Raw genomic sequence first — 18,943 nt, 5'->3', positions numbered from 1 at the left:
GGTTTTTTCCATCATTCACCCGAAAAGCGGGTGAAAAACCAACTTAACCCGCTTGTGAACGCTTGTCCACGGCTTTGTCTGACCAGAACAGTCATAAATTTCAAACAGCTATTAACATTCAGTGACTTGGTCACCAGACCGGAAACAAAGCGGGGAGTATGGGGGGGAAACTAGCGGATCATGCTGCCAATCAGGGCAGAGATGGAAATAAATGGCCCGCCCCCAGGGGGCGGGCCGTCAAAACCATAACGTTTTAGTGCTCGTCTTCCGGCTCCGCCAGCCAGATCTGCTGGTCCGGATCCGTCTCTTCACAGACCGAGATGCTGACCCCCATGTCGAGCAGCTCATGCAGGGTGAGATTGTCTGCCAGGGTCATGGTGTCGCCGTTTTCATTGGTAAAGCGCATGGTGTCCGTCCTCTCCTTGGTGGGATCAATTCAGTCTAGTCAAAGGCGCTGAGTTGCGATAACCAGGGACGGGACAATGCCGGGTTGCCCGCCAACTCGCTGAGGCGATCGCACACCTCCTCCGGGAAGAGGGTCCTGGCCCACAGGCGGCGGGAGAGAGACTCAATATCTTCCTCGGTACCGGCCATCAGCCAGTCGGCCAGCGCACCCGCCACATCGGGGTAATACACTCTGCCGGGTGCCGGCGCCTCGAGCCAGGCTCTCACCGCATTGACATCCAGCGTCTCCATCAACTGGGCCAGCCCTATCAACTCCAAGGTCCTGCCGTTGGTCAGCTGCTCGAACTGGCCACCCAGAGGCTTGACCAAGAGCTTCTTGCCCAGCGACAGCGCCTCCGAGGCCAGTTCAAACCCCGCATTGCTGATGACACCCCGGCAACCGGCCAGCGCCAACTTGAAGCCCTCACGGGCCGCCGGCTCGAAGTGGATGTTGCGCCATTGACTGGCTTTGCGAAGACCGGGGTGAAAGCAGACGAAGCGCTGCTGGCTGAAGCGCGACAGCAGCGCAGCTATCTGCTCTGTCTGCTCGAATGGCAGATAGACCAGGATCTGCTGGTTGTCCGGGGCCGGGGTCATGGGATCTATGATGGGGGGCAGCAGCGGCTGACCGAAATGGAACCAGTGCAACCCCAGAGAGCGGCTCACCGGGGCGAAGTGGCGCATCAGCTGACGGTTGAAACCACTCTCCCCCCAGCGCGGAATGGGCCAGTCGAAGCTGGCCTGATGGCTGATGGTCAGACTGGGTTTTTGCCCGCGCCGGGCGGCATGGGCACTGAGTGGCTCAAAATCGCTTATCACCAGATCGTAATCCCGGCAATCCAGCGCTCGCATGTCTTGCCAGAAACGCAGAGGCGAGAGCCCCTTGAGGGTACGCCAGCCCGAGATGCGGCCCTGATGACTGACGAAACTGATGCCGGGGAAGGTGCGGTACTCCCCGAACTCCCCCATCTCGAAGTAGCCGTCGGCGGTGCGCCCGCTGAACAGGTAGTCGACCTCTATCCCCCTGGCCTTCAGGGCGCGCGCCAGAGTCCTGCTGCGGCTGATGTGACCGTTACCGGTCCCCTGTACCCCGAACAGTATTCTCATCCCTGGCTCCAGCCGAGCGCCCACAGGGCGCAGCCGCCCCCGAGCAGGGCGCCGGCCACCAGATCGCTCAGATAGTGCACCCCGAGCAGCAGGCGCGACGCCCCGACCAGGATCGCCCAGAGAAACAGCAGCGGCGCCCAGAGCGGAAAACTTGCCGCCAGCACGGTGGCCATCAGGAAGGCGGCGGCGGTATGGCCGGAGGGCAGGCTGTAGCGATCGGAGGGGGTGATGAAGACCGGCAAGCCCACGGGGCGCTGACGTCTCAGGGCATTCTTGAGCAGCAGATAGAGCGGCAGCTCGGCGGCAAAGGCCAGCAGGGCGACTTGCACCACTTCCCGCTGCGCCTCTCCCTGCCACCAGAGCAGGGCCGCCAGCACGGCGTAGAGGGGGCCGTCACCGGTGCGGGAGACGAGCCGGCTGATCCTGGCCTGTGGCCGGTTGTAGGGATGAAGCAGACAGACGCGGCACACCCGTAGGTCCCATTGCTGGATCTTGTTCATCACGCCTCCTGCTCTTGAGTCTTGCCTGCAGACTAGGGCGCTGGAGTGACACTTGGTTGAAGGAGAGATAACAGATTTGTGAAATGAGCCATGCAAAAAAGGGCCATGCGGCCCTTTTTTCAGTTCTTACCCGGGAAGACTCAGTTCAGGGAACCGCGCAGGCCGTTCTCCATCAACTGGCAGTTGTGGGCCGCCAGCCGGCTCATGAAGCTCTCGTCCACCGTCAGGCCGAACACCTGCTCGTAGAGATCCTTCATCACGAAGGGCTGCCACATCATGCTGAGGAAGGAGATCTTCAGCATCTCGGGATCCAGGTTGTCGCCCAGCTGGCCATTGGAGCGCATGGATTCGAGCAGGGCATCGAACTGGGGCAGTTGACGCTCCAGCAGACGATTCAACACAAAATCCCGCCCCGGGCTTTTTTCGGTTGATAATGCGCTGGAGATGGCGGAAGTCAGCTCGCTGTTTGGCGCCATCACCTGATAGTAGGTATTGAGCAGATCGGTCAGGCTGCGGTTGCTGCTCTCGTCATGCCAGGCCTGATCCAGCGGCTCGGCCACATCCCCCAGCACCGCCTTGTAGAGGCCCTCTTTGCTGCCGAAGTAGTAGTGGATCATCGCCAAATTGGAGCCTGCCAGCTCGGCGATCTCGCGGGTCGTCACCTTGCTGTAGGGGGTGTTGAGAAAACGTTCGCGTGCGGCGGCGAGCAGCTTGTCACGAATGTCGGAACGTCCGACCGGACGGCCAGGTCTGCGTTTTTCCATGGAATACCTCAGATAATTCAGCAAGGGCTGATAAGTCGATCTGATTGTGCGGGTGATCGAGTACAGCAGGAACGACCAGATAATCAGGCATGAACCGAATATGGGACAAGGAAATTTGCACTCCTTTACAATCCGATTAAATAACACAGTGAATTGAACCTGTCCTTTCGAGTTGACACAGCATAAAAATCTCGATATTGGTAGTAGCGTTATCGACTGGAAGGATTGAGTCATCATGCATATTGCCGCTCCGCTACTACTGCTCCCCCTAATCGCGACTTCTCGCGCGGGATCCTTGTAGCCGGGCTAAGGCATAGCCGGAATTTACAAAAACCCGTGCACCCCGCACGGGTTTTTTTATGCCAATGCAGGATGCACGCACCGAACTTAGGAAGAGGGAAGTCACATGTCAGATCGAGTCATCATATTCGATACCACCTTGCGTGATGGCGAGCAGGCGCTGTCGGCCAGCTTGACGGTCAAGGAGAAGCTGCAGATTGCCCAGGCGCTGGAACGACTCGGTGTCGACATCATGGAAGTGGGCTTCCCTGTCTCCTCCCCCGGTGATTTTCAATCGGTGCAGACCATAGCCCGCCACATCAAGAACAGCCGTGTCTGCGCCCTCGCCCGCGCCCTGCCCAAAGACATCGATGCCGCCGGCGAAGCCTTGCGGGTCGCCGAAGCCTTCCGCATCCACACCTTTATCTCCACCTCCTCCATCCACGTCGAAAGCAAGCTGAAGAAGAGTTTCGAAGATGTGCTGGAGATGGGGGTCGGTGCCATCAAGCACGCCCTGCGCTACACAGACGATGTGGAGTTCTCCTGCGAGGATGCGGGTCGCACGCCGATTGATAATCTCTGCCGCATGGTGGAGGCCGCCATCAAGGCGGGGGCTCGCACCATCAACATCCCGGATACCGTGGGCTACACGGTGCCGACCGAATTCTCCGGCATCATCCAGACCCTGTTCAACCGGGTGCCGAACATAGACCAGGCCATCATCTCGGTGCACTGCCACGACGATCTGGGCCTCTCGGTGGCCAACTCCATCGGTGCCGTACAGATGGGGGCGCGTCAGATAGAGTGCACCATCAACGGCATCGGCGAGCGGGCGGGCAACTGCTCCCTGGAAGAGGTGGCGATGATCCTGAAAACCCGCGCCGACCTGCTCGGGGTGCACACCAACATCCGCCACAACGAGATCCACCGCACCAGCACGCTCGTCAGTCAGCTGTGCAACATGCCGGTGCAGCCGAACAAGGCCATCGTTGGGGCCAACGCCTTCTCCCACAGCTCAGGCATCCATCAGGACGGCGTGCTCAAGGCCAAGAACACCTACGAAATCATCACCCCCGAGAGCATCGGCCTCACCCAGAACAACCTCAACATGACCTCCCGCTCCGGCCGCCACGTGATCAAGCACCGCATGGAGAGCATGGGCTACGCCGAGAGCAGCTACGATCTCGACCACCTCTACGGCAAGTTCCTGGTCCTGGCCGACAAGAAGGGGCAGGTGTTCGATTACGATCTCGAGGCGCTGGCCTTCTTCAGCCAAATCCACGAGGAGCCCGAACACTTCAAGCTGGAGTACCTCGGGGTGCAGAGCGGCAGCTCTGTGCTGGCCACCGCCTCGGTCAAGCTCAAGGTGGGTCAGGATCTGATCTGCGAAGCGGCCACCGGCAACGGTCCTGTGGATGCGGTCTACCAGTGCATCAACCGCATCACCGGCTACGAGATCCGCATCGACAAGTACGAGCTCAAGGGCAAGGGGGAAGGCAAGAATGCCCTCGGCCAGGTCGACATCGTCGCCGAATACAAGGGCCGCAAATTCCATGGCATGGGGCTGGCCACCGACATCATAGAATCCTCGGCCCAGGCCCTGGTCCATGTCATCAACAGCATCTGGCGTGCCGATCAGGTCGCCGAGCAGATGGAACGCAATAACAACATCAAATCGGAAACCGTCTGAGCAGTTAGTGATAGGTTCACTGAGCAGATGGGACATAAAAACAACACCAAATCGGAAACCGTCTGAACAGTGAGTGATCGGCTCACTGAGCAGATGGGACATAAAAACAACACCAAATCGGAAACCGTCTGAGCAGCGATCGGCTCGCTGAAAGCGACGGAATTCAATCACAACATCAGGACGGAGACAGTCTGAACAGGTATAGGCTCGCAGTATCGGGTCACTGGGCAGATGGAACTCAAGACAACATCAGGACGGAGAGAGTATGAGCAGTTATCGGATCGCAGTATTGCCGGGGGACGGCATTGGCCCGGAAGTGATGGCCGAGGCCATCAAGGTACTGGAAAAGGTACAGGCCAAATTCGGCTTCTCCCTCGACTATGATCGCCACGACGTCGGTGGCATCGCCATCGACAACCACGGCACCCCGCTGCCCCAAAGCACCATAGCGGGCTGCGAAGCGGCCGATGCCGTGCTGTTCGGCTCGGTCGGCGGCCCCAAGTGGGAGCACCTGCCACCGAACGATCAGCCGGAGCGCGGCGCCCTGCTGCCCCTGCGTGCCCACTTCAAGCTGTTCTGCAACCTGCGCCCGGCCCGTATCTACACCGGCCTGGAGCAGTTCTCCCCCCTGCGTGCCGACATCTCGGATCGCGGTTTTGACATCGCCTGCGTGCGGGAGCTGACCGGTGGCATCTACTTCGGCCAGCCCAAGGGGCGCGAAGGGGAAGGCGCCATGGAGAAGGCATTCGATACCGAGGTGTATCACCGCTTCGAGATCGAGCGCATCGCCAGGATAGCGTTCGAATCGGCCCGAGTGCGCAAGTCCAGGGTCACCTCCATCGACAAGGCCAACGTACTCGCCTCCTCCATCCTGTGGCGCGAGGTGGTCAGCGAGGTCGCCAAGTCCTATCCGGACGTGGCCCTGAACCATATGTACATCGACAACGCCACCATGCAGCTCATCAAGGATCCGTCCCAGTTCGACGTGCTGCTCTGCTCCAACCTGTTCGGTGACATCCTCTCCGACGAGTGCGCCATGATCACCGGATCCATGGGGCTGCTCCCCTCCGCCAGCCTGAACGAATCCGGCTTCGGCCTGTTCGAGCCGGCCGGTGGCTCGGCCCCCGACATCGCCGGCAAGGGCATTGCGAACCCCATAGCCCAGATTCTCTCCGCCGCCCTGATGCTGCGTTACAGCCTCAAGCAGGAAGAGGCGGCCCAGGCCATAGAGCAGGCCGTGGCCCAGGCTCTGGCCGAGGGTTACTTCACCGCCGACCTGCATCAGGGTAACGCACAGCACCCGGTACAGAGCACCGCCGAGATGGGCAGCCAGATAGCCGCACGGATCTGAGCCACGCAGCACATAACAAGGAATACAGAGCAATGTCCAAGACCCTCTATCAGAAAGTGTTCGACGCCCATGTGGTCCGGGAAGTGGAAGGGGAAACCCCCCTTATCTACATCGACCGCCATCTGGTGCATGAAGTGACCAGCCCGCAGGCGTTCGACGGCCTGCGCGCCATGAAGCGCCCGCTGCGCCGCCCGGATCTGACCTGGGCCACCATGGATCACAACGTCTCCACCACCACCAAGGACATCGCCGCCTCTGGCGAGATGGCCCGCATCCAGATGGAAACCCTGGCCGCCAACTGCAAGGAGTTCGGGGTCCGTCTCTACGATCTCAACCACAAATACCAGGGCATAGTCCACGTGATGGGTCCCGAGCTCGGCATCACTCTGCCCGGCACCACCATAGTCTGCGGCGACTCCCACACCGCCACTCATGGCGCCTTCGGATCGCTCGCGTTTGGCATCGGTACTTCCGAAGTGGAACATGTGATGGCGACCCAGACCCTGAAGCAGGGCCGGGCCAAGACCATGCGTATCTCTGTCAACGGCAAGCTGGCCGAAGGCATCAGCGCGAAAGACGTGGTGCTGGCCATCATAGGCAAGGTCGGCGCGGCCGGCGGTACCGGTTATGTGGTGGAGTTCGCAGGCGATGCCATCACGGGTCTCTCCATGGAAGGGCGCATGACGGTGTGCAACATGGCCATCGAGCTCGGCGCCAAGGCAGGCATGATCGCACCGGATCAGACCACCATCGACTACATCCGCGGCAAGGTATTCGCCCCCACCGGCGAGGCGCTGGCGCAGGCCATCGCCTACTGGCAAACCCTCAAGAGCGATGCCGATGCCAGATTCGATGCCGAAGTGGTGCTGGACGCCGCCGCCATCGCCCCTCAGGTGACCTGGGGCACCAACCCGGGCCAGGTGATTGCCGTCAATGAACCCATTCCTGCGCCGGAGTCGTTTACCGACCTGATGGAGCAGCAGTCCGCCCGCAAGGCGCTTGCCTACATGGACTTGCAACCGGGCCAGAAGCTCTGTGATGTCACCATCGACAAGGTGTTCATCGGCTCTTGCACCAACAGCCGCATCGAGGATCTGCGCGCCGCCGCCGCCATCGCTCGTGGCCGCAAGGTGGCCGCCGGGGTACAGGCCCTGGTGGTGCCGGGCTCCGAGCAGGTGAAGGCCCAGGCCGAAGCCGAGGGGCTGGACAAGATCTTCCTCGAGGCGGGTTTTGAGTGGCGCCTGCCCGGCTGCTCCATGTGTCTGGCCATGAACAACGACCGGCTGCAACCGGGGGAGCGCTGCGCCTCCACCAGCAACCGCAACTTCGAAGGGCGTCAGGGCCGTGCCGGCCGCACCCACCTGGTGAGCCCGGCCATGGCCGCCGCCGCCGCCGTCACCGGCCGCTTCGCCGACATTCGCGCACTCTAAGAGGAAACAGCGATGACAGGATTCAAACAGCATAAAGGGATCGTCGTCCCCCTCGACAGCGCCAACGTCGACACCGACGCCATCATTCCGAAGCAGTTTTTGCAGAAGGTGAACCGCATCGGTTTTGGCAAGCACCTGTTCCATGACTGGCGCTTCCTGGACGATGCAGGCCAGCAGCCCAACCCCGAGTTTGTGCTGAACCAGCCGCAATTCGCCGGTGCCAGCATACTGCTGGCCCGCGAGAACTTCGGTTGCGGCTCGAGCCGCGAGCACGCCCCCTGGGCGCTGGCAGACTACGGCTTCAAGACCATCATTGCCCCGAGCTTTGCCGACATCTTCTACGGCAACGCCATCAACAACGGCATGGTGCCGGTGCGCCTGCCGGAGGAGGAGGTCGAGGCCCTGTTCCAGCTGGTTGCCGCCCAGCCGGGTATCGAGATCGACGTGGATCTGGAGGCGAACCAGGTGCGCGCCGGCGCGCTCACGTTCGGTTTCGAGATCGACGAGTTTCGCCGCTACTGCCTGCTCAACGGGCTGGATGCCATCGGCCTGACCCTGCAACACGAGGCCGCCATCAGCGCCTTCGAGGCGAAGCAGCCGAGCTGGATTTGACGAGCCTGCGACAAGAAAACGAGTAGAATCAACAGGGAGCCGAGGCTCCCTGTTTTATTGTCGGGTCGCTGTACAAGGCCCGCCACCTCTGCATGTCCGACAGGAGACACCTATGTCCGCAAGGGGCGCCCTTTCACTGCTCAGCCTGCTGCTCAGCCTCCCGGCCCTGGGCGGACAGACCTACTTCAACAGCAACGGCGGCCAGCTCAACGTCGGCTGGCAAGACAAGGAAGGCAAGGCCCAGCAACTCAGCTACCGGCTGGAGGCGGGCAAGCTGCCACCGCTCATCGCCTATCGCCCGGCCAGGATGCAGGAGGAGGTGCTGCAGAGCTTGCTGCAGCAGGCTGCACTTGAGTTCCCCGAGGTGCAGTTCTCCCTCTCTCGCCCCAGCCTCGCCCTCAGCCTCAAGAGCCGCAACGCCGACAAGGCCAGGGAAGCCTCGCTATGGGTCAAGCCGGAGCAGGCCATGCTGGAGGCCGAGTGGCTCAAGCAGCACTACTTCCAGCCCTTCACCCCGCCCGACGGCGCCCCCGCCATCAAGCAGGATCATGTACGCATCGCCCTGGAGAGCCGCGCCGAACTGGCGCCCCTGGCCGAACAGCTCAAGCAGGAGGGGGCCACAGAGACAGAGGCGCGCCAGAAGACGGTGGAGCACATGCTCGACTTCATCCAGGCCATCCCTTATCAGCTGCTCGACAGCCAGTCGGGGCGATCGGGCAAGGGCTTTCTGAGCCCGCGCCAGGTGCTGGAGCAGAACCGGGGGGACTGCGACAGCAAGGTGACCCTGATGGCGGCCCTGCTGGCCCAGCGCTTTCCCGAGCTGAAACAGGCCATGGTGTTCGTGCCGGGTCATGCCCTGCTGGGAGTCGCGTTGCCGGCTGGCCCGGGTCAGGCGACCCTGAGCTGGCAAGGGGAGACCTATCTGCTGCTGGAACCGACCGGCCCCGCCCAGCTCCCCATGGGCCAGATCGCCGTCACCAGCAAGACGCTGGTCGACAGCAAGCAATTGAGCGTCCAACCCGTGCTGGCCAGCCACTGAGTCGCCTCCGGAGCGGCGATCCGGGCGGGAAGGCAAGGTTGGCCCGGGCCGAAAATGCATCGACCAGCCGGTGGCTGGTCGATGGAACAGGGTGGCGTGCGGACTCAGGTCAGCGGCAGGAACTCCAGGGCCAGCAAGAGCCCACCCTCCTCCTCCAGCACCCGCACTATGCGGGCCTGGGCCTCGAAGGGGGGCAGCAGGTTGCTGCTGGTGGCCAGGCTCACCCGGATGGGTTGGGCCAGATCAAACCCGTGTTCGTTCACCTCGACCCCCATGCCATTGGCGCTGAGATCCCGGCAGACTCCTTCAAGCACCTTCTGGTGCTGGAACAGGGTGACAGGGGCGTTGATGACCATGCGCTGGAAGGCACGTCTTTCCTTGGTGCTGGTGATCACTGGGGGCATCCTCCTTGGTGGTGGCTCGCACGGCGCGGCCCCTGAAACATAGTGCTGGCCTCCCCCAAAGAAGGTCAATACAATGCGGTTCGTTGCTCAAACGGGGTGCGGTTTACCGCTGAGATTATACCCGTGAACCTGATCCAGATAATGCTGGCGGAGGAATTTGAGGCATGGCGCGCGTTTTTTGCGCCCTCATCCGCTGGCCCTCACCACAAGAGAGGTGCCATTGATGCGCAGACCGCGGCCCATGGCACCTCATTACTCACAGGAGTGCCATTGATGAAGACCCTGCTGCTGCTCGCGACCGGCCTGCTCTCTGCCCAGGCATTTGCCGCCGACACCCTCACCGTCTACACCTACAGCTCCTTCGCCGCCGAATGGGGCCCGGGTCCCAAGATCAAGCAGGCCTTCGAGAAGGAGTGCGGCTGCACCCTCAATCTGGTGGCCCTGGAAGACGGTGTCGCCATCCTCAACCGGCTGCGGCTGGAAGGTCAGCACAGCAAGGCAGACCTGGTGCTGGGGCTGGACGATGCTCTGGTCAGCGAGGCCAAGCAGAGCGGCCTGTTCGCCCCCCATCACACCAGGCTCGACGCCCTCAAGGTGCCGGGCGGCTGGCAGGATGACACCTTCGTCCCCTATGACTACGGCTACTTCGCCTTCGTCTACGACAAGGACAAACTCAAGCAGCCCCCCAAGAGCCTGAAAGAGCTGGTGGAACGCCAGGATCTCAAGGTGATCTATCAGGATCCCCGCACCTCCACCCCGGGCCAGGGGCTGATGCTCTGGATGAAGTCTGTCTATGGCGATCAGGCCCCCGCCGCCTGGGAACAGCTGGCCAAAAAGACGGTCACCGTCACCAAGGGCTGGTCGGAGGCCTATGGCATGTTCCTCGACGGCGAGGCGGACATGGTGCTCTCCTATACCACCTCCCCCGCCTATCACCTGATCGCCGAGAACAAACCCCAGTATCAGGCGGCCGCCTTCGCAGAGGGGCATTACCGTCAGGTGGAAGTGGCCGCCAAGCTGAAAAGCGCTACCCAGGACAAGCTGGCTGACCAGTTCCTGCAGTTCATGGTGAGCCCGGTCTTCCAGCAGGAGATCCCCGCCGGCAACTGGATGTACCCGGTGATCGACCAGCCGCTGCCCAAGGGCTTCGAGCAGATGATCACGGTCGCCAAGCCGCTGAGCTTCACCTCTGATGAAGTGGCCGCCAATCGCAAGAACTGGATCCGCGAATGGCTGCAAGCCGTCACCCAGTGAACGCAGGCTCTCGTCCCCTCTGGTGGCTGCCGGGCAGTGCGGCCACCCTGCTGATCCTGCTGTTGTCCCTCGGGCCGCTCGCGGCCCTGCTGTGGCAGGCGGGCACCTTGTCTCCCCGCACCCTGCTGGCCGATCCCTATCTGCGCCATGTGCTGGGCTTCAGCCTGGGGCAGGCCCTGCTCTCCACCCTGCTGAGCTTAGGTGTAGCCATTCCGGTGGCAAGAGCCCTGGCGCGGCGCCGCTTCCCCGGCAGGGCCCTGCTGCTCAAGCTGTTCGGCCTCTCCCTGGTGCTGCCCGTCATCATCGCCATCTTCGGCATGGTCGCGGTGCACGGCCGCCAGGGCTGGCTGCCACAGCTGCTGCGCGGCCTGGGGCTGGATCCCGGCAACTACCTGTACGGCCTGTTCGGCATACTGCTGGCCCATGTGTTCTTCAACATGCCGCTGGCGGCGCGCCTCATACTGCAGAGCATAGAGAGCGTCCCCGAGACCTCCTGGCGCCTCGCCAGCCAGCTCGGCATGCGCTCATCCCACATCTTCCGGCTGCTGGAGTGGCCGCTCATCCGCGGCATACTGCCGGGGCTCGCCAGCCTCATCTTCATGCTCTGCTTCACCAGCTTCACCACAGTGCTGGCGCTGGGCGGCGGCCCCAAGTCCACCACCCTGGAAGTGGCCGTCTATCAGGCACTGCGCTTTGATTTCGATCTCGCCACCGCGGGCGGACTGGCGCTGGTACAGCTGCTGCTGACCGTCGCCCTGCTCCTGCTGCAACACAGGCTGCAGACCACCCCGGCCAGCCGTCTCACCAGCCGCCGTCCCTGCCTGAGGCCGGATCGCCATCAGCCGGGGACAGGCCTGGTGGATGCCGTGGCGCTCTGCACCGGACTCGCCATCTTCCTGCCGCCCCTGCTGGCCATAGTCGTGGCCGGTTTCAACCCTGGCCTGCTGACTGCGCTGGCATCCCCCCAGCTGTGGCAGGCGGGCGGCCAGTCCCTGGCCATCGCCCTGGCGGCCGGGTCGCTGGCGACCCTGCTCGGCGCCGGTCTGCTGCTCACCAGCCGCCACCTGAGGGTGCGCGGGCGCAAGCGGCGGGCCGCCGCCCTGTGGGAGGCCAGCGGATCCATGATCCTGATGATCCCGGCAGTGGTGCTCTCCACCGGTCTCTTCATCATGTTCATGCCCTTTGTCGACGTCTTTGCCCTGGGCCCCTGGCTGGTGGTGCTGGTCAACGCCCTGATGGCGCTGCCCTATGTGCTGCGTACCCTCAGCGCCCCCATGCAACTGGTAGTACGCCAGTACGACCGGCTGGCGGACAGCCTTGGGGTACGCGGTCTGCATCGCCTGCGACTGGTGGAGTGGCCTCTGCTGCGCCGCCCGCTGGCGCTCGCCATAGCGCTCTCCATGATATTGTCCCTCGGGGATCTCGGCGCCATCGCCATGTTCGGCAGCCAGGCCCTTACCACATTGCCCTGGCTGCTCTATCAGCAACTCGGCAGCTACCGGCTGACCGAGGCGGCCGCCACTGCCCTGCTGCTGCTCACGCTCTGTTTCTCCCTGTTCTGGCTGGTTGAGCGGGGTCTTGGAGGAAAAAATGGCGAGCATTGAGGTACAAACCCTGCGCTACCGTTTCTGCGGCTGTTCTGGCTGGTCGAACGGACTCTTTGAGAGGAAAAAATGCTGAACATCGATGAACTGGTCACCAGCTACCCGGATTGGCGCGTCAGCTTCAGCGCCACCCTGCCCAGGGGGGAGATCACCGCCCTGATAGGGCCGAGCGGTGCCGGCAAGTCCACCCTGCTCGGCATGATCGCCGGCTTCGTGCCGGTGGAGTCCGGCCGTCTCAGGTTCGATGGCGTCGATCTGCTGCCGCTCGGTCCCGCCGAGCGGCCGGTGACCACACTGTTTCAGGATCACAACCTCTTCCTGCATCTGTCGGTGTTCGACAACATCGCCATCGGCCTGCACCCTGGCCTGCGCCTGAGCGAGGCCCAGCGCGAGCAGGTGAGACAGGGGGCAGAGCGGGTCGGCCTTGGAGACATGCTGAGCCGCCTGCCGGAGCAGCTCTCCGGCGGCCAGCAACAGCGGGTGGGGCTGGCCCGCGCCCTGGTGCGGGGAAAACCCCTGCTGCTGCTGGATGAGCCCTTTTCGGCCCTGGATCCCGCCCTGCGCCGGGAGATGCTGGCCGAGGTGGCTCGCCTCGCCTGCGAGCAGGGCATCACTGTGCTCATGGTGTCCCACAACCCGGAAGATGCCCAGCTGATCGCAGATCAGGTGCTGTTCGTGGACCAAGGCCGCATCGCCCTGCAGGGCAAACCCGACATACTGCGGAACAGCGAGCACCCCGGGCTGCTGCGCTACCTTGGTCGCGCTCTATCTCCATAGGGGATGGCCAACAAGCTGATGGTCTCCCCCTGGCATAACCCCGGAAGATGCCCAGCTGATCGCCGATCAGGTGCTGTTCGTGGACGAGAGCCACATAGCCCTGCAGGGTAAACCAGACATACTGCAGAACAGCGAGCACCCCGGGCTGCTGCGCTACCTTGGCCGTACACAAGGGCAATGACGGCGACGGGATCAAAAAAGGGGAAGCCGTCCGGCTTCCCCTTTCTCATGCAGAGATTGCGTTGAATCAGAGATTTTCCTCGGCGAACGAAGCCAGCCGGCTGCGCACCACGCCGTTCAGGAAGATGTTGGCACTGCCGTCGAAGTCCTTGAAACGCTCGACTATGTAGGTCAGACCCGAGGTCACCGGGCTCAGGTAGTTGGAGTCTATCTGGGCCAGGTTGCCGGAGCAGACGATCTTGGTCCCCTCGCCGCAACGGGTGATGATGGTCTTGATTTGGGAGGCGGTCAGGTTCTGGCACTCGTCCAGCAGCACGAAGGTGTTCTGGATGCTGCGCCCGCGCATGAAGTTGACCGATTTGAACTGGATGTTGGCCTTCTCCATGATGTAGCTGAGGGACCCGCTCATGTTCTCGTCCTGCTTGTGCAGCACCTCCAGGGTGTCGGTCACCGCCGCCAGCCAGGGCATCATCTTCTCCTCCTCGGTGCCGGGCAGGAAGCCGATGCTCTCGGCAATTTCCGGGGTGTTGCGGGTGACGATCACCTTCTCGTAGATCCCCTTCTCGATCACCAGCTCCAGGGCAGCCGCCATGGCGAGCAATGTCTTGCCGCAGCCCGCCGGGCCGGTCAGGATCACCAGGTCGATGTGCGGATCCAGCAGGGCATCCAGCGCCATCCCCTGATAGACGTTCTTGGGGTGCACCCCCCAGGCCTTGCGGGACATCAGCCGCTCACGGCCCAGATCCTTGAGGCGGATCTTGTTGCCGTCGTGGCTCAGCACCCTGGCAGCAAAGAAGTTCTCCTCGTCCAGCAGGTACTGGTTGACGTGCACCCCCTCCAACAGGTTGGCATCGATAACGTGCACCGTATCGCGGCCATGGGTCTCGCTGTCGCACTCGCCGACCCGCTCCCAGAAGCTGCCGGGCACCACCTGGAAGCCCTTGGCCAGCAGGCGGATGTCGTCAATCAGCTGGTCGCTGCGATAATCCTCCACGTGGGCAAGACCCGCCCCCTTGGCCTTGAGGCGCATGTTGATGTCTTTGGTGACCAGCACCACCTGGCGTTTCATCTCGTGCTTTTGCAGGTAGAGGGCCGCGTTGATGATGCGGTTGTCCGCCTCCTTGTCGGTGAACACCTCGGCATCCTGGGGCAGGTGGTGATCGCTGAAGATGGAGATATGACCACTCGCCTCGCCGGCCAGGGCCACCCCCTGCACTATCTGTTCGGGGTTGGCGTCGCGAAACACGTCTTCCAGCGCCCGGATGGCGACCCTGGCATCACGACTGACGTCTTTCTGGCGATCCTTGATGTTGTCGAGCTCTTCGAGCACCGTCATGGGAATGAGCACGTCGTGCTCTTTGAAGGAGTAGATGGCGAGGGGTTCGTGAAGCAGAACATTGGTATCCAGGATAAACAGCTTTCGGTCCGTGTTGTCCATAAGCATCCTCCTTGGCACTGAAGGTGCCACGTGTGTGAATCTCAGATGTCATTGAAACCACACGGCCGTGACAGTTTTATTACCCCTCACGCTACGCCCGAATTTACCGGTGTGCAACATTTCCCTTGTCCGTCCTAACTGACTGTATATAAAGCAATCAATAAACAAGACCGGCCCATAGGCCGGTCTTTTAAGCTGATTTATGCTCCTGTTGGCCCCATTAGCCACACTTGGAATCACCGCAGTTGAGGCAGGTCATGCAACCATCCTTCTGCACCAGCGCCTTGGTGTGGCACTTGTAGCAGAGCGCCGCACTGGCCGGGAAGCCGCTGCCTGCCTGCTGGGCGTCAGCCTCCTGTTCGGCCTGCATCTGTGCCTGTTTCTCGGCCAGAAACGCCTGCTGGTGCTCATCCAGCCCGGTGGCCTTGAGCATGCCGATCTCGGTGAGATGGGTCTCGATCACGTTGCCAATTTCGGCGATGAGCGACGGCACATACTTGCCCTTGTTCCAGTAGCCCCCCTTGGGATCGAACACGGACCTCAGCTCCTCCACCAGGAAGGTGACATCCCCGCCCTTGCGAAACACCGCAGAGATGATGCGGGTCAGCGCCACTATCCACTGGTAGTGCTCCAGGCTCTTGGAGTTGATGAAGATCTCGAACGGACGGCGCGTCTCGTGGACCGTGCCCTCGTTGAGAATGATGTCGTTGATGGTGATGAACAGCGAGTGCTCGGAGACATGCTCCGGCGTCTTCAGCTTGTAGGTGGTGCCCATCAGCCGCTCCGGACGCAGTACCGTCTCGTGCATGTGCACCACGTCATCCTGAGGAGCCGGCGCTTCTTGCGGCTCATCCCGGATTTTCACCTTGTAGGCGACGATTTTCCTGTCGATCTTCTTGACCATAATCTGTTCTCAGAATTTACCGTAATAGCCTTCTTTCAAGGCGTCGTAGAGGTTGGCGGCGGTGTGCAGCTCGCCATCGTATTCGATCTCTTCGTTCCCCTTCACCGTGATGACGGAGCCATCCTCCAGAGTGAACTCGTACTGAGTGTTCTCCAGATCCTTCTCCTTCACCAGCACCCCCTGGAAGGCCTCGGGGTTGAAGCGGAAGGTGGTGCACCCCTTGAGGCCTGAGTCCGAGGCATACATGTAGATGTCCTTGAACTGCTCGAACGGGAAGTCGGTCGGTACATTGGCGGTCTTGGAGATGGACGAATCTATCCAGCGCTGGGCCGCGGCCTGGATGTCCACGTGCTGGGCCGGGCTGATGTCGTCGGCGGTGATGAAGTAATCCGGCAGACGGCAGGCCTCATCCTCGGTGTAGGGCATGGCGCCGGCGTTGATGAGCTCCCGGTAGGCCAGCAGCTCGAAGGAGTAGACATCCACGCTCTCCTTGCTCTTCTTGCCCGCCTTGATGACGTTGCGGCTGTAGTGATGGGCGAAGCTCGGCTCTATGCCGTTGCTGGCATTGTTGGCAAGCGACAGGGAGATGGTACCGGTCGGCGCTATGCTGCTGTGGTGGGTGAAACGCCCACCCACCTCGGCCAGTGCGGCCACCAGGGCGGGATCCACCTCGGCCACCTGCTGCATGTAGCGGCTGTAGCGCGCATGCAGCACCTTGCCCTTCACCTTGTCGCCGAGCTTGATGCCATCGGCCACCATCTCGGGGCGCAGCCGCAGCATCTTGCCGGTCACCTCGAACTCCTGCTCCATGATGGGGGCAGGGCCCTTCTCTTTCGCCAGCGCCAGGGACTCCTGCCAGCCGGTCATCGCCAGCTCCTGGGAGACCTGCTCGGTGAAGGCGACAGAAGCGGCAGAGCCGTACTTTATCTGCAGCATGGTGAGGGTCGACCCCAGGCCGAGGAAGCCCATGCCATGGCGGCGCTTGGCGGTGATCTCCTCGCGCTGCCTGGGCAATGGCAACTGGTTGATCTCCACCACGTTATCCAGCATGCGGGTGAAGATGGCCACTACCTTGCGAAACGCTTGCCAGTCGAAGGCGGCCCGTTCGGTGAAGGGCTCGCGCACAAACTTGGTCAGATTGACCGACCCCAGCAGGCAGGCGCCATAGGGGGGCAAGGGCTGCTCACCACAGGGGTTGGTGGCGCGGATCTCCTCGCAGAACCAGTTGTTGTTCATCTGGTTCACCTTGTCGATCAAGATGAAACCGGGCTCCGCATAGTCATAGGTGGAGGTCATGATGACGTTCCACAGCTTGCGCGCTGGCAGGGTCTTGTAGACCTTGCAGGCCACCTGCCCCAGTGCATTGATCACCACTCCTTCCTTGTTCGGCCAGTCGGCCCAGAGCACCTGAGCGGGATCATCCAGGGCGATGCCGTCCTGCTCCACCTCTTTGGCGGTGTAGGGGAAGATCAGCTGCCAGGGAGCATCCTCCTTCACCGCCTTGACGAACTCTTCGGTGATCAGCAGGGATAGGTTGAACTGGCGCAGGCGGCCATCTTCCCGTTTGGCCTGAATGAACTCGATCACGTCGGGATGCCGAATATCCATGGTGCCCATCTGGGCGCCGCGACGACCACCGGCTGACGAGACGGTGAAACACATCTTGTCGTAGATATCCATGAAGGAGAGCGGGCCCGAGGTATAGGCCCCGGCGCCGGAGACGAAGGCGCCGCGCGGGCGCAGGGTCGAGAAGTCATAACCGATGCCGCAGCCCGCTTTCAGGGTCAGGCCGGCCTCGTGCACCTTGCCGAGAATGTCGTCCATCGAATCTTCGATGGTGCCGGAGACGGTGCAGTTGATGGTCGAGGTGGCCGGCTTGTGCTCGAAGGCCCCGGCATTGGAAGTGATGCGACCCGCCGGGATGGCGCCATTGCGCAGGGCCCACAGGAAGGGCTCATACCAGGCATCGGGCTCGCTCTCCTGGGCCGCCAGCGCACGGGCAACCCGCTGATAAGTCTCGTCTATGGTGCCATCTATGGGCGCCCCATCCTTGCTCTTGAGGCGATACTTGCTGTCCCAGATCTCGAGGGAGGTTTCCTGCATGGGGATGAGGGCAGAGTTGGGTCCACTCTCCAGAACAGGGTTGGATTTAGCCATTTTCAAGCCACCTTATGTGAATGCAACAACGTCATGACAGAGTTAAAAACACAACTAATAGGTTTCATATAAACCAGATAACACTATATATAGTATCTCTCTCACGGGGCGCCGATTCTATCCTAAAAAAATGCCCCGGCCAGCAGATATTTGGGCCAGGGCATTTAACCAGTTCATTTCCCGATGAATTTAACGGGAGGGGAAATCTCAGGGCTTCTTGACGTACACGCTCGGCGTCTCACCCGCCATATTCAGATAGAACTCGTAGACACCGTCGGCATCCGGCGAGAACTTCATGTCCTCATACTTGGAGCAGGGGTTGACCGGCACAGGCTCTCCGCCCAGCACGGCGACGCCGTCACTCGGACTCTTGTAGCCGAAGTTGGTACCACAGCTCCAGCCGGAATCGGCGAACTTGAACTTGTAGGGCGCCCACTCTTTCTTGAGCGTTCCCTTAGCCATGTAGAGCTTGTCTGCTACCTTGACAACCTTGCTCTCATCGGTCGCCATCCAGTCATTCATCTCCCCGCGCAGGTAGATGGACTTGCCGTCGAAGTCGCTGTTGTCTGCCGCCTGCTCTGCACCACCATTGGATGCGCAACCGCCTAATACCAGGGTTCCCGCCGCCAGCATCATCGTTACTGTTCTTTTGAACATGTGTCCATTCCTCAGATTATTGTGATTCCTTGGCCCATCGAACGTGGGCAGACGAATTAAAGCAGAGCAGGCATCACAAGAAAGGTAGAGTCATCACATTCTGTGCTTTTTATATCCAGCACGTGGCGATAATGGATAAATATCGAACAGAAGATGGTCGAGGTTTTTGGACCGAGGGAACATGTCGTCAAAGTTAGAGGTCAATTATCAGTCAATGCGCTAATTTTCAGGCAATAAAAAACCCCGCTCATTGAGCGGGGTTTCTTGTATTGGGTGCCTGGCAGTGTCCTACTCTCGCATGGCGAATGCCACACTACCATCGGCGCTACCGCGTTTCACTTCTGAGTTCGGC

17 protein-coding genes and 1 riboswitch are annotated in these 18,943 nt (G+C 61.5%); of the genes, 8 read left to right on the top strand and 9 right to left on the bottom strand.

The window, feature by feature from the left end; all coding sequences use genetic code 11:
- Window positions 1–253: 253 nt before the first annotated feature.
- The 4 genes from PG898_RS00090 to PG898_RS00075 form a co-directional block, all read right to left on the bottom strand.
- Window positions 254–406, bottom strand: a complete 153-nt coding sequence (locus tag PG898_RS00090; RefSeq protein WP_005323837.1) for a hypothetical protein — start codon at window positions 404–406, stop codon at window positions 254–256.
- Between the two features lie 35 nt (window positions 407–441).
- Window positions 442–1,551 carry an MJ1255/VC2487 family glycosyltransferase gene (locus PG898_RS00085; RefSeq protein WP_270823222.1) on the bottom strand — a complete coding sequence of 370 codons (1,110 nt, stop codon included), beginning with the start codon at window positions 1,549–1,551 and terminating at the stop codon, window positions 442–444.
- Window positions 1,548–2,051, bottom strand: a complete 504-nt coding sequence (locus PG898_RS00080; protein ID WP_025328163.1) for a phosphatase PAP2 family protein — start codon at window positions 2,049–2,051, stop codon at window positions 1,548–1,550. The genes PG898_RS00085 and PG898_RS00080 overlap by 4 nt, the downstream gene beginning before the upstream one ends.
- A 140-nt stretch (window positions 2,052–2,191) precedes the next feature.
- Window positions 2,192–2,815 carry a TetR/AcrR family transcriptional regulator gene (locus tag PG898_RS00075; protein WP_005323843.1) on the bottom strand — a complete coding sequence of 208 codons (624 nt, stop codon included), beginning with the start codon at window positions 2,813–2,815 and terminating at the stop codon, window positions 2,192–2,194.
- A 406-nt stretch (window positions 2,816–3,221) separates the two neighbouring features.
- On the opposite strand from PG898_RS00075, the gene leuA reads away from it, so the two are divergent.
- The 5 genes from leuA to PG898_RS00050 all read left to right on the top strand — a co-directional run bounded on the left by leuA (window position 3,222) and on the right by PG898_RS00050 (window position 9,216).
- The gene (gene leuA, locus PG898_RS00070) at window positions 3,222–4,784 is read left to right on the top strand and encodes a 2-isopropylmalate synthase (RefSeq protein ID WP_005323845.1); all 1,563 of its coding nucleotides are present in this window, start codon (window positions 3,222–3,224) and stop codon (window positions 4,782–4,784) included.
- 265 nt (window positions 4,785–5,049) lie between these two features.
- Complete coding sequence (gene leuB / locus PG898_RS00065) at window positions 5,050–6,135, top strand: 3-isopropylmalate dehydrogenase (RefSeq protein ID WP_182786320.1); 1,086 nt, start codon at window positions 5,050–5,052, stop codon at window positions 6,133–6,135.
- Between the two features lie 32 nt (window positions 6,136–6,167).
- Window positions 6,168–7,565 (top strand): 3-isopropylmalate dehydratase large subunit, encoded by a 1,398-nt coding sequence (gene leuC, locus PG898_RS00060; protein ID WP_182786322.1) that lies wholly within the window; start codon window positions 6,168–6,170, stop codon window positions 7,563–7,565.
- A gap of 12 nt (window positions 7,566–7,577) precedes the next feature.
- Complete coding sequence (gene leuD / locus PG898_RS00055) at window positions 7,578–8,177, top strand: 3-isopropylmalate dehydratase small subunit (protein WP_182786324.1); 600 nt, start codon at window positions 7,578–7,580, stop codon at window positions 8,175–8,177.
- A gap of 112 nt (window positions 8,178–8,289) precedes the next feature.
- Window positions 8,290–9,216: a transglutaminase domain-containing protein gene (locus PG898_RS00050; RefSeq protein WP_182786326.1), complete on the top strand. Its 927-nt coding sequence runs from the start codon at window positions 8,290–8,292 to the stop codon at window positions 9,214–9,216.
- A 104-nt stretch (window positions 9,217–9,320) separates the two neighbouring features.
- Here PG898_RS00050 and PG898_RS00045 read toward each other — a convergent pair whose 3' ends face one another.
- On the bottom strand, window positions 9,321–9,611 hold the full coding sequence (locus tag PG898_RS00045) for a PilZ domain-containing protein (RefSeq protein ID WP_171272553.1): 291 nt from the start codon (window positions 9,609–9,611) through the stop codon (window positions 9,321–9,323).
- 91 nt (window positions 9,612–9,702) lie between these two features.
- Window positions 9,703–9,793: riboswitch (TPP riboswitch) on the top strand.
- Between the two features lie 100 nt (window positions 9,794–9,893).
- Here PG898_RS00045 and thiB point away from each other — a divergent pair.
- The 3 genes from thiB to thiQ all read left to right on the top strand — a co-directional run bounded on the left by thiB (window position 9,894) and on the right by thiQ (window position 13,255).
- Entirely contained in the window at window positions 9,894–10,874 is a 981-nt protein-coding gene (gene thiB / locus PG898_RS00040; RefSeq protein WP_226170231.1) for a thiamine ABC transporter substrate binding subunit, read from the top strand.
- On the top strand, window positions 10,850–12,478 hold the full coding sequence (thiP, locus tag PG898_RS00035; RefSeq protein WP_270823219.1) for a thiamine/thiamine pyrophosphate ABC transporter permease: 1,629 nt from the start codon (window positions 10,850–10,852) through the stop codon (window positions 12,476–12,478). The genes thiB and thiP overlap by 25 nt, the downstream gene beginning before the upstream one ends.
- A gap of 69 nt (window positions 12,479–12,547) precedes the next feature.
- Window positions 12,548–13,255: a thiamine ABC transporter ATP-binding protein gene (gene thiQ / locus PG898_RS00030; RefSeq protein ID WP_270823218.1), complete on the top strand. Its 708-nt coding sequence runs from the start codon at window positions 12,548–12,550 to the stop codon at window positions 13,253–13,255.
- 247 nt (window positions 13,256–13,502) lie between these two features.
- Here the strand turns inward: thiQ and PG898_RS00020 are convergent, their stop codons facing one another.
- The 4 genes from PG898_RS00020 to PG898_RS00005 all read right to left on the bottom strand — a co-directional run bounded on the left by PG898_RS00020 (window position 13,503) and on the right by PG898_RS00005 (window position 18,591).
- Complete coding sequence (locus tag PG898_RS00020; protein WP_043130560.1) at window positions 13,503–14,873, bottom strand: PhoH family protein; 1,371 nt, start codon at window positions 14,871–14,873, stop codon at window positions 13,503–13,505.
- 220 nt (window positions 14,874–15,093) lie between these two features.
- On the bottom strand, window positions 15,094–15,777 hold the full coding sequence (locus PG898_RS00015; RefSeq protein WP_270823217.1) for a TSCPD domain-containing protein: 684 nt from the start codon (window positions 15,775–15,777) through the stop codon (window positions 15,094–15,096).
- 9 nt (window positions 15,778–15,786) lie between these two features.
- The gene (locus tag PG898_RS00010; protein WP_270823216.1) at window positions 15,787–17,934 is read right to left on the bottom strand and encodes an adenosylcobalamin-dependent ribonucleoside-diphosphate reductase; all 2,148 of its coding nucleotides are present in this window, start codon (window positions 17,932–17,934) and stop codon (window positions 15,787–15,789) included.
- A gap of 207 nt (window positions 17,935–18,141) precedes the next feature.
- Window positions 18,142–18,591 carry a pullulanase gene (locus PG898_RS00005; protein WP_041206375.1) on the bottom strand — a complete coding sequence of 150 codons (450 nt, stop codon included), beginning with the start codon at window positions 18,589–18,591 and terminating at the stop codon, window positions 18,142–18,144.
- Between the last annotated feature and the right edge of the window lie 352 nt (window positions 18,592–18,943).

This window comes from Aeromonas sp. QDB31 (genome assembly GCF_027707605.1).
GTDB lineage: Bacteria > Pseudomonadota > Gammaproteobacteria > Enterobacterales > Aeromonadaceae > Aeromonas > Aeromonas media.
Note: the sequence above shows the minus strand (reverse complement) of the source record. Positions and strands in the feature narration are given on the sequence as shown.

What these genes read in the sequence shown, in the direction of transcription:
- PG898_RS00020 (WP_043130560.1), bottom strand. Translation starts at nt 14,873, where the DNA reads ATGGACAACACGGACCGAAAGCTGTTTATCCTGGATACCAATGTTCTG.
- thiB (WP_226170231.1), top strand. Translation starts at nt 9,894, where the DNA reads ATGAAGACCCTGCTGCTGCTCGCGACCGGCCTGCTCTCTGCCCAGGCA.
- PG898_RS00085 (WP_270823222.1), bottom strand. Translation starts at nt 1,551, where the DNA reads ATGAGAATACTGTTCGGGGTACAGGGGACCGGTAACGGTCACATCAGC.
- leuD (WP_182786324.1), top strand. Translation starts at nt 7,578, where the DNA reads ATGACAGGATTCAAACAGCATAAAGGGATCGTCGTCCCCCTCGACAGC.
- PG898_RS00010 (WP_270823216.1), bottom strand. Translation starts at nt 17,934, where the DNA reads ATGGCTAAATCCAACCCTGTTCTGGAGAGTGGACCCAACTCTGCCCTC.
- leuC (WP_182786322.1), top strand. Translation starts at nt 6,168, where the DNA reads ATGTCCAAGACCCTCTATCAGAAAGTGTTCGACGCCCATGTGGTCCGG.
- PG898_RS00090 (WP_005323837.1), bottom strand. Translation starts at nt 406, where the DNA reads ATGCGCTTTACCAATGAAAACGGCGACACCATGACCCTGGCAGACAAT.
- leuB (WP_182786320.1), top strand. Translation starts at nt 5,050, where the DNA reads ATGAGCAGTTATCGGATCGCAGTATTGCCGGGGGACGGCATTGGCCCG.
- PG898_RS00050 (WP_182786326.1), top strand. Translation starts at nt 8,290, where the DNA reads ATGTCCGCAAGGGGCGCCCTTTCACTGCTCAGCCTGCTGCTCAGCCTC.
- thiP (WP_270823219.1), top strand. Translation starts at nt 10,850, where the DNA reads ATGGCTGCAAGCCGTCACCCAGTGAACGCAGGCTCTCGTCCCCTCTGG.
- PG898_RS00015 (WP_270823217.1), bottom strand. Translation starts at nt 15,777, where the DNA reads ATGGTCAAGAAGATCGACAGGAAAATCGTCGCCTACAAGGTGAAAATC.
- PG898_RS00005 (WP_041206375.1), bottom strand. Translation starts at nt 18,591, where the DNA reads ATGTTCAAAAGAACAGTAACGATGATGCTGGCGGCGGGAACCCTGGTA.
- PG898_RS00075 (WP_005323843.1), bottom strand. Translation starts at nt 2,815, where the DNA reads ATGGAAAAACGCAGACCTGGCCGTCCGGTCGGACGTTCCGACATTCGT.
- thiQ (WP_270823218.1), top strand. Translation starts at nt 12,548, where the DNA reads ATGCTGAACATCGATGAACTGGTCACCAGCTACCCGGATTGGCGCGTC.
- PG898_RS00080 (WP_025328163.1), bottom strand. Translation starts at nt 2,051, where the DNA reads ATGAACAAGATCCAGCAATGGGACCTACGGGTGTGCCGCGTCTGTCTG.
- leuA (WP_005323845.1), top strand. Translation starts at nt 3,222, where the DNA reads ATGTCAGATCGAGTCATCATATTCGATACCACCTTGCGTGATGGCGAG.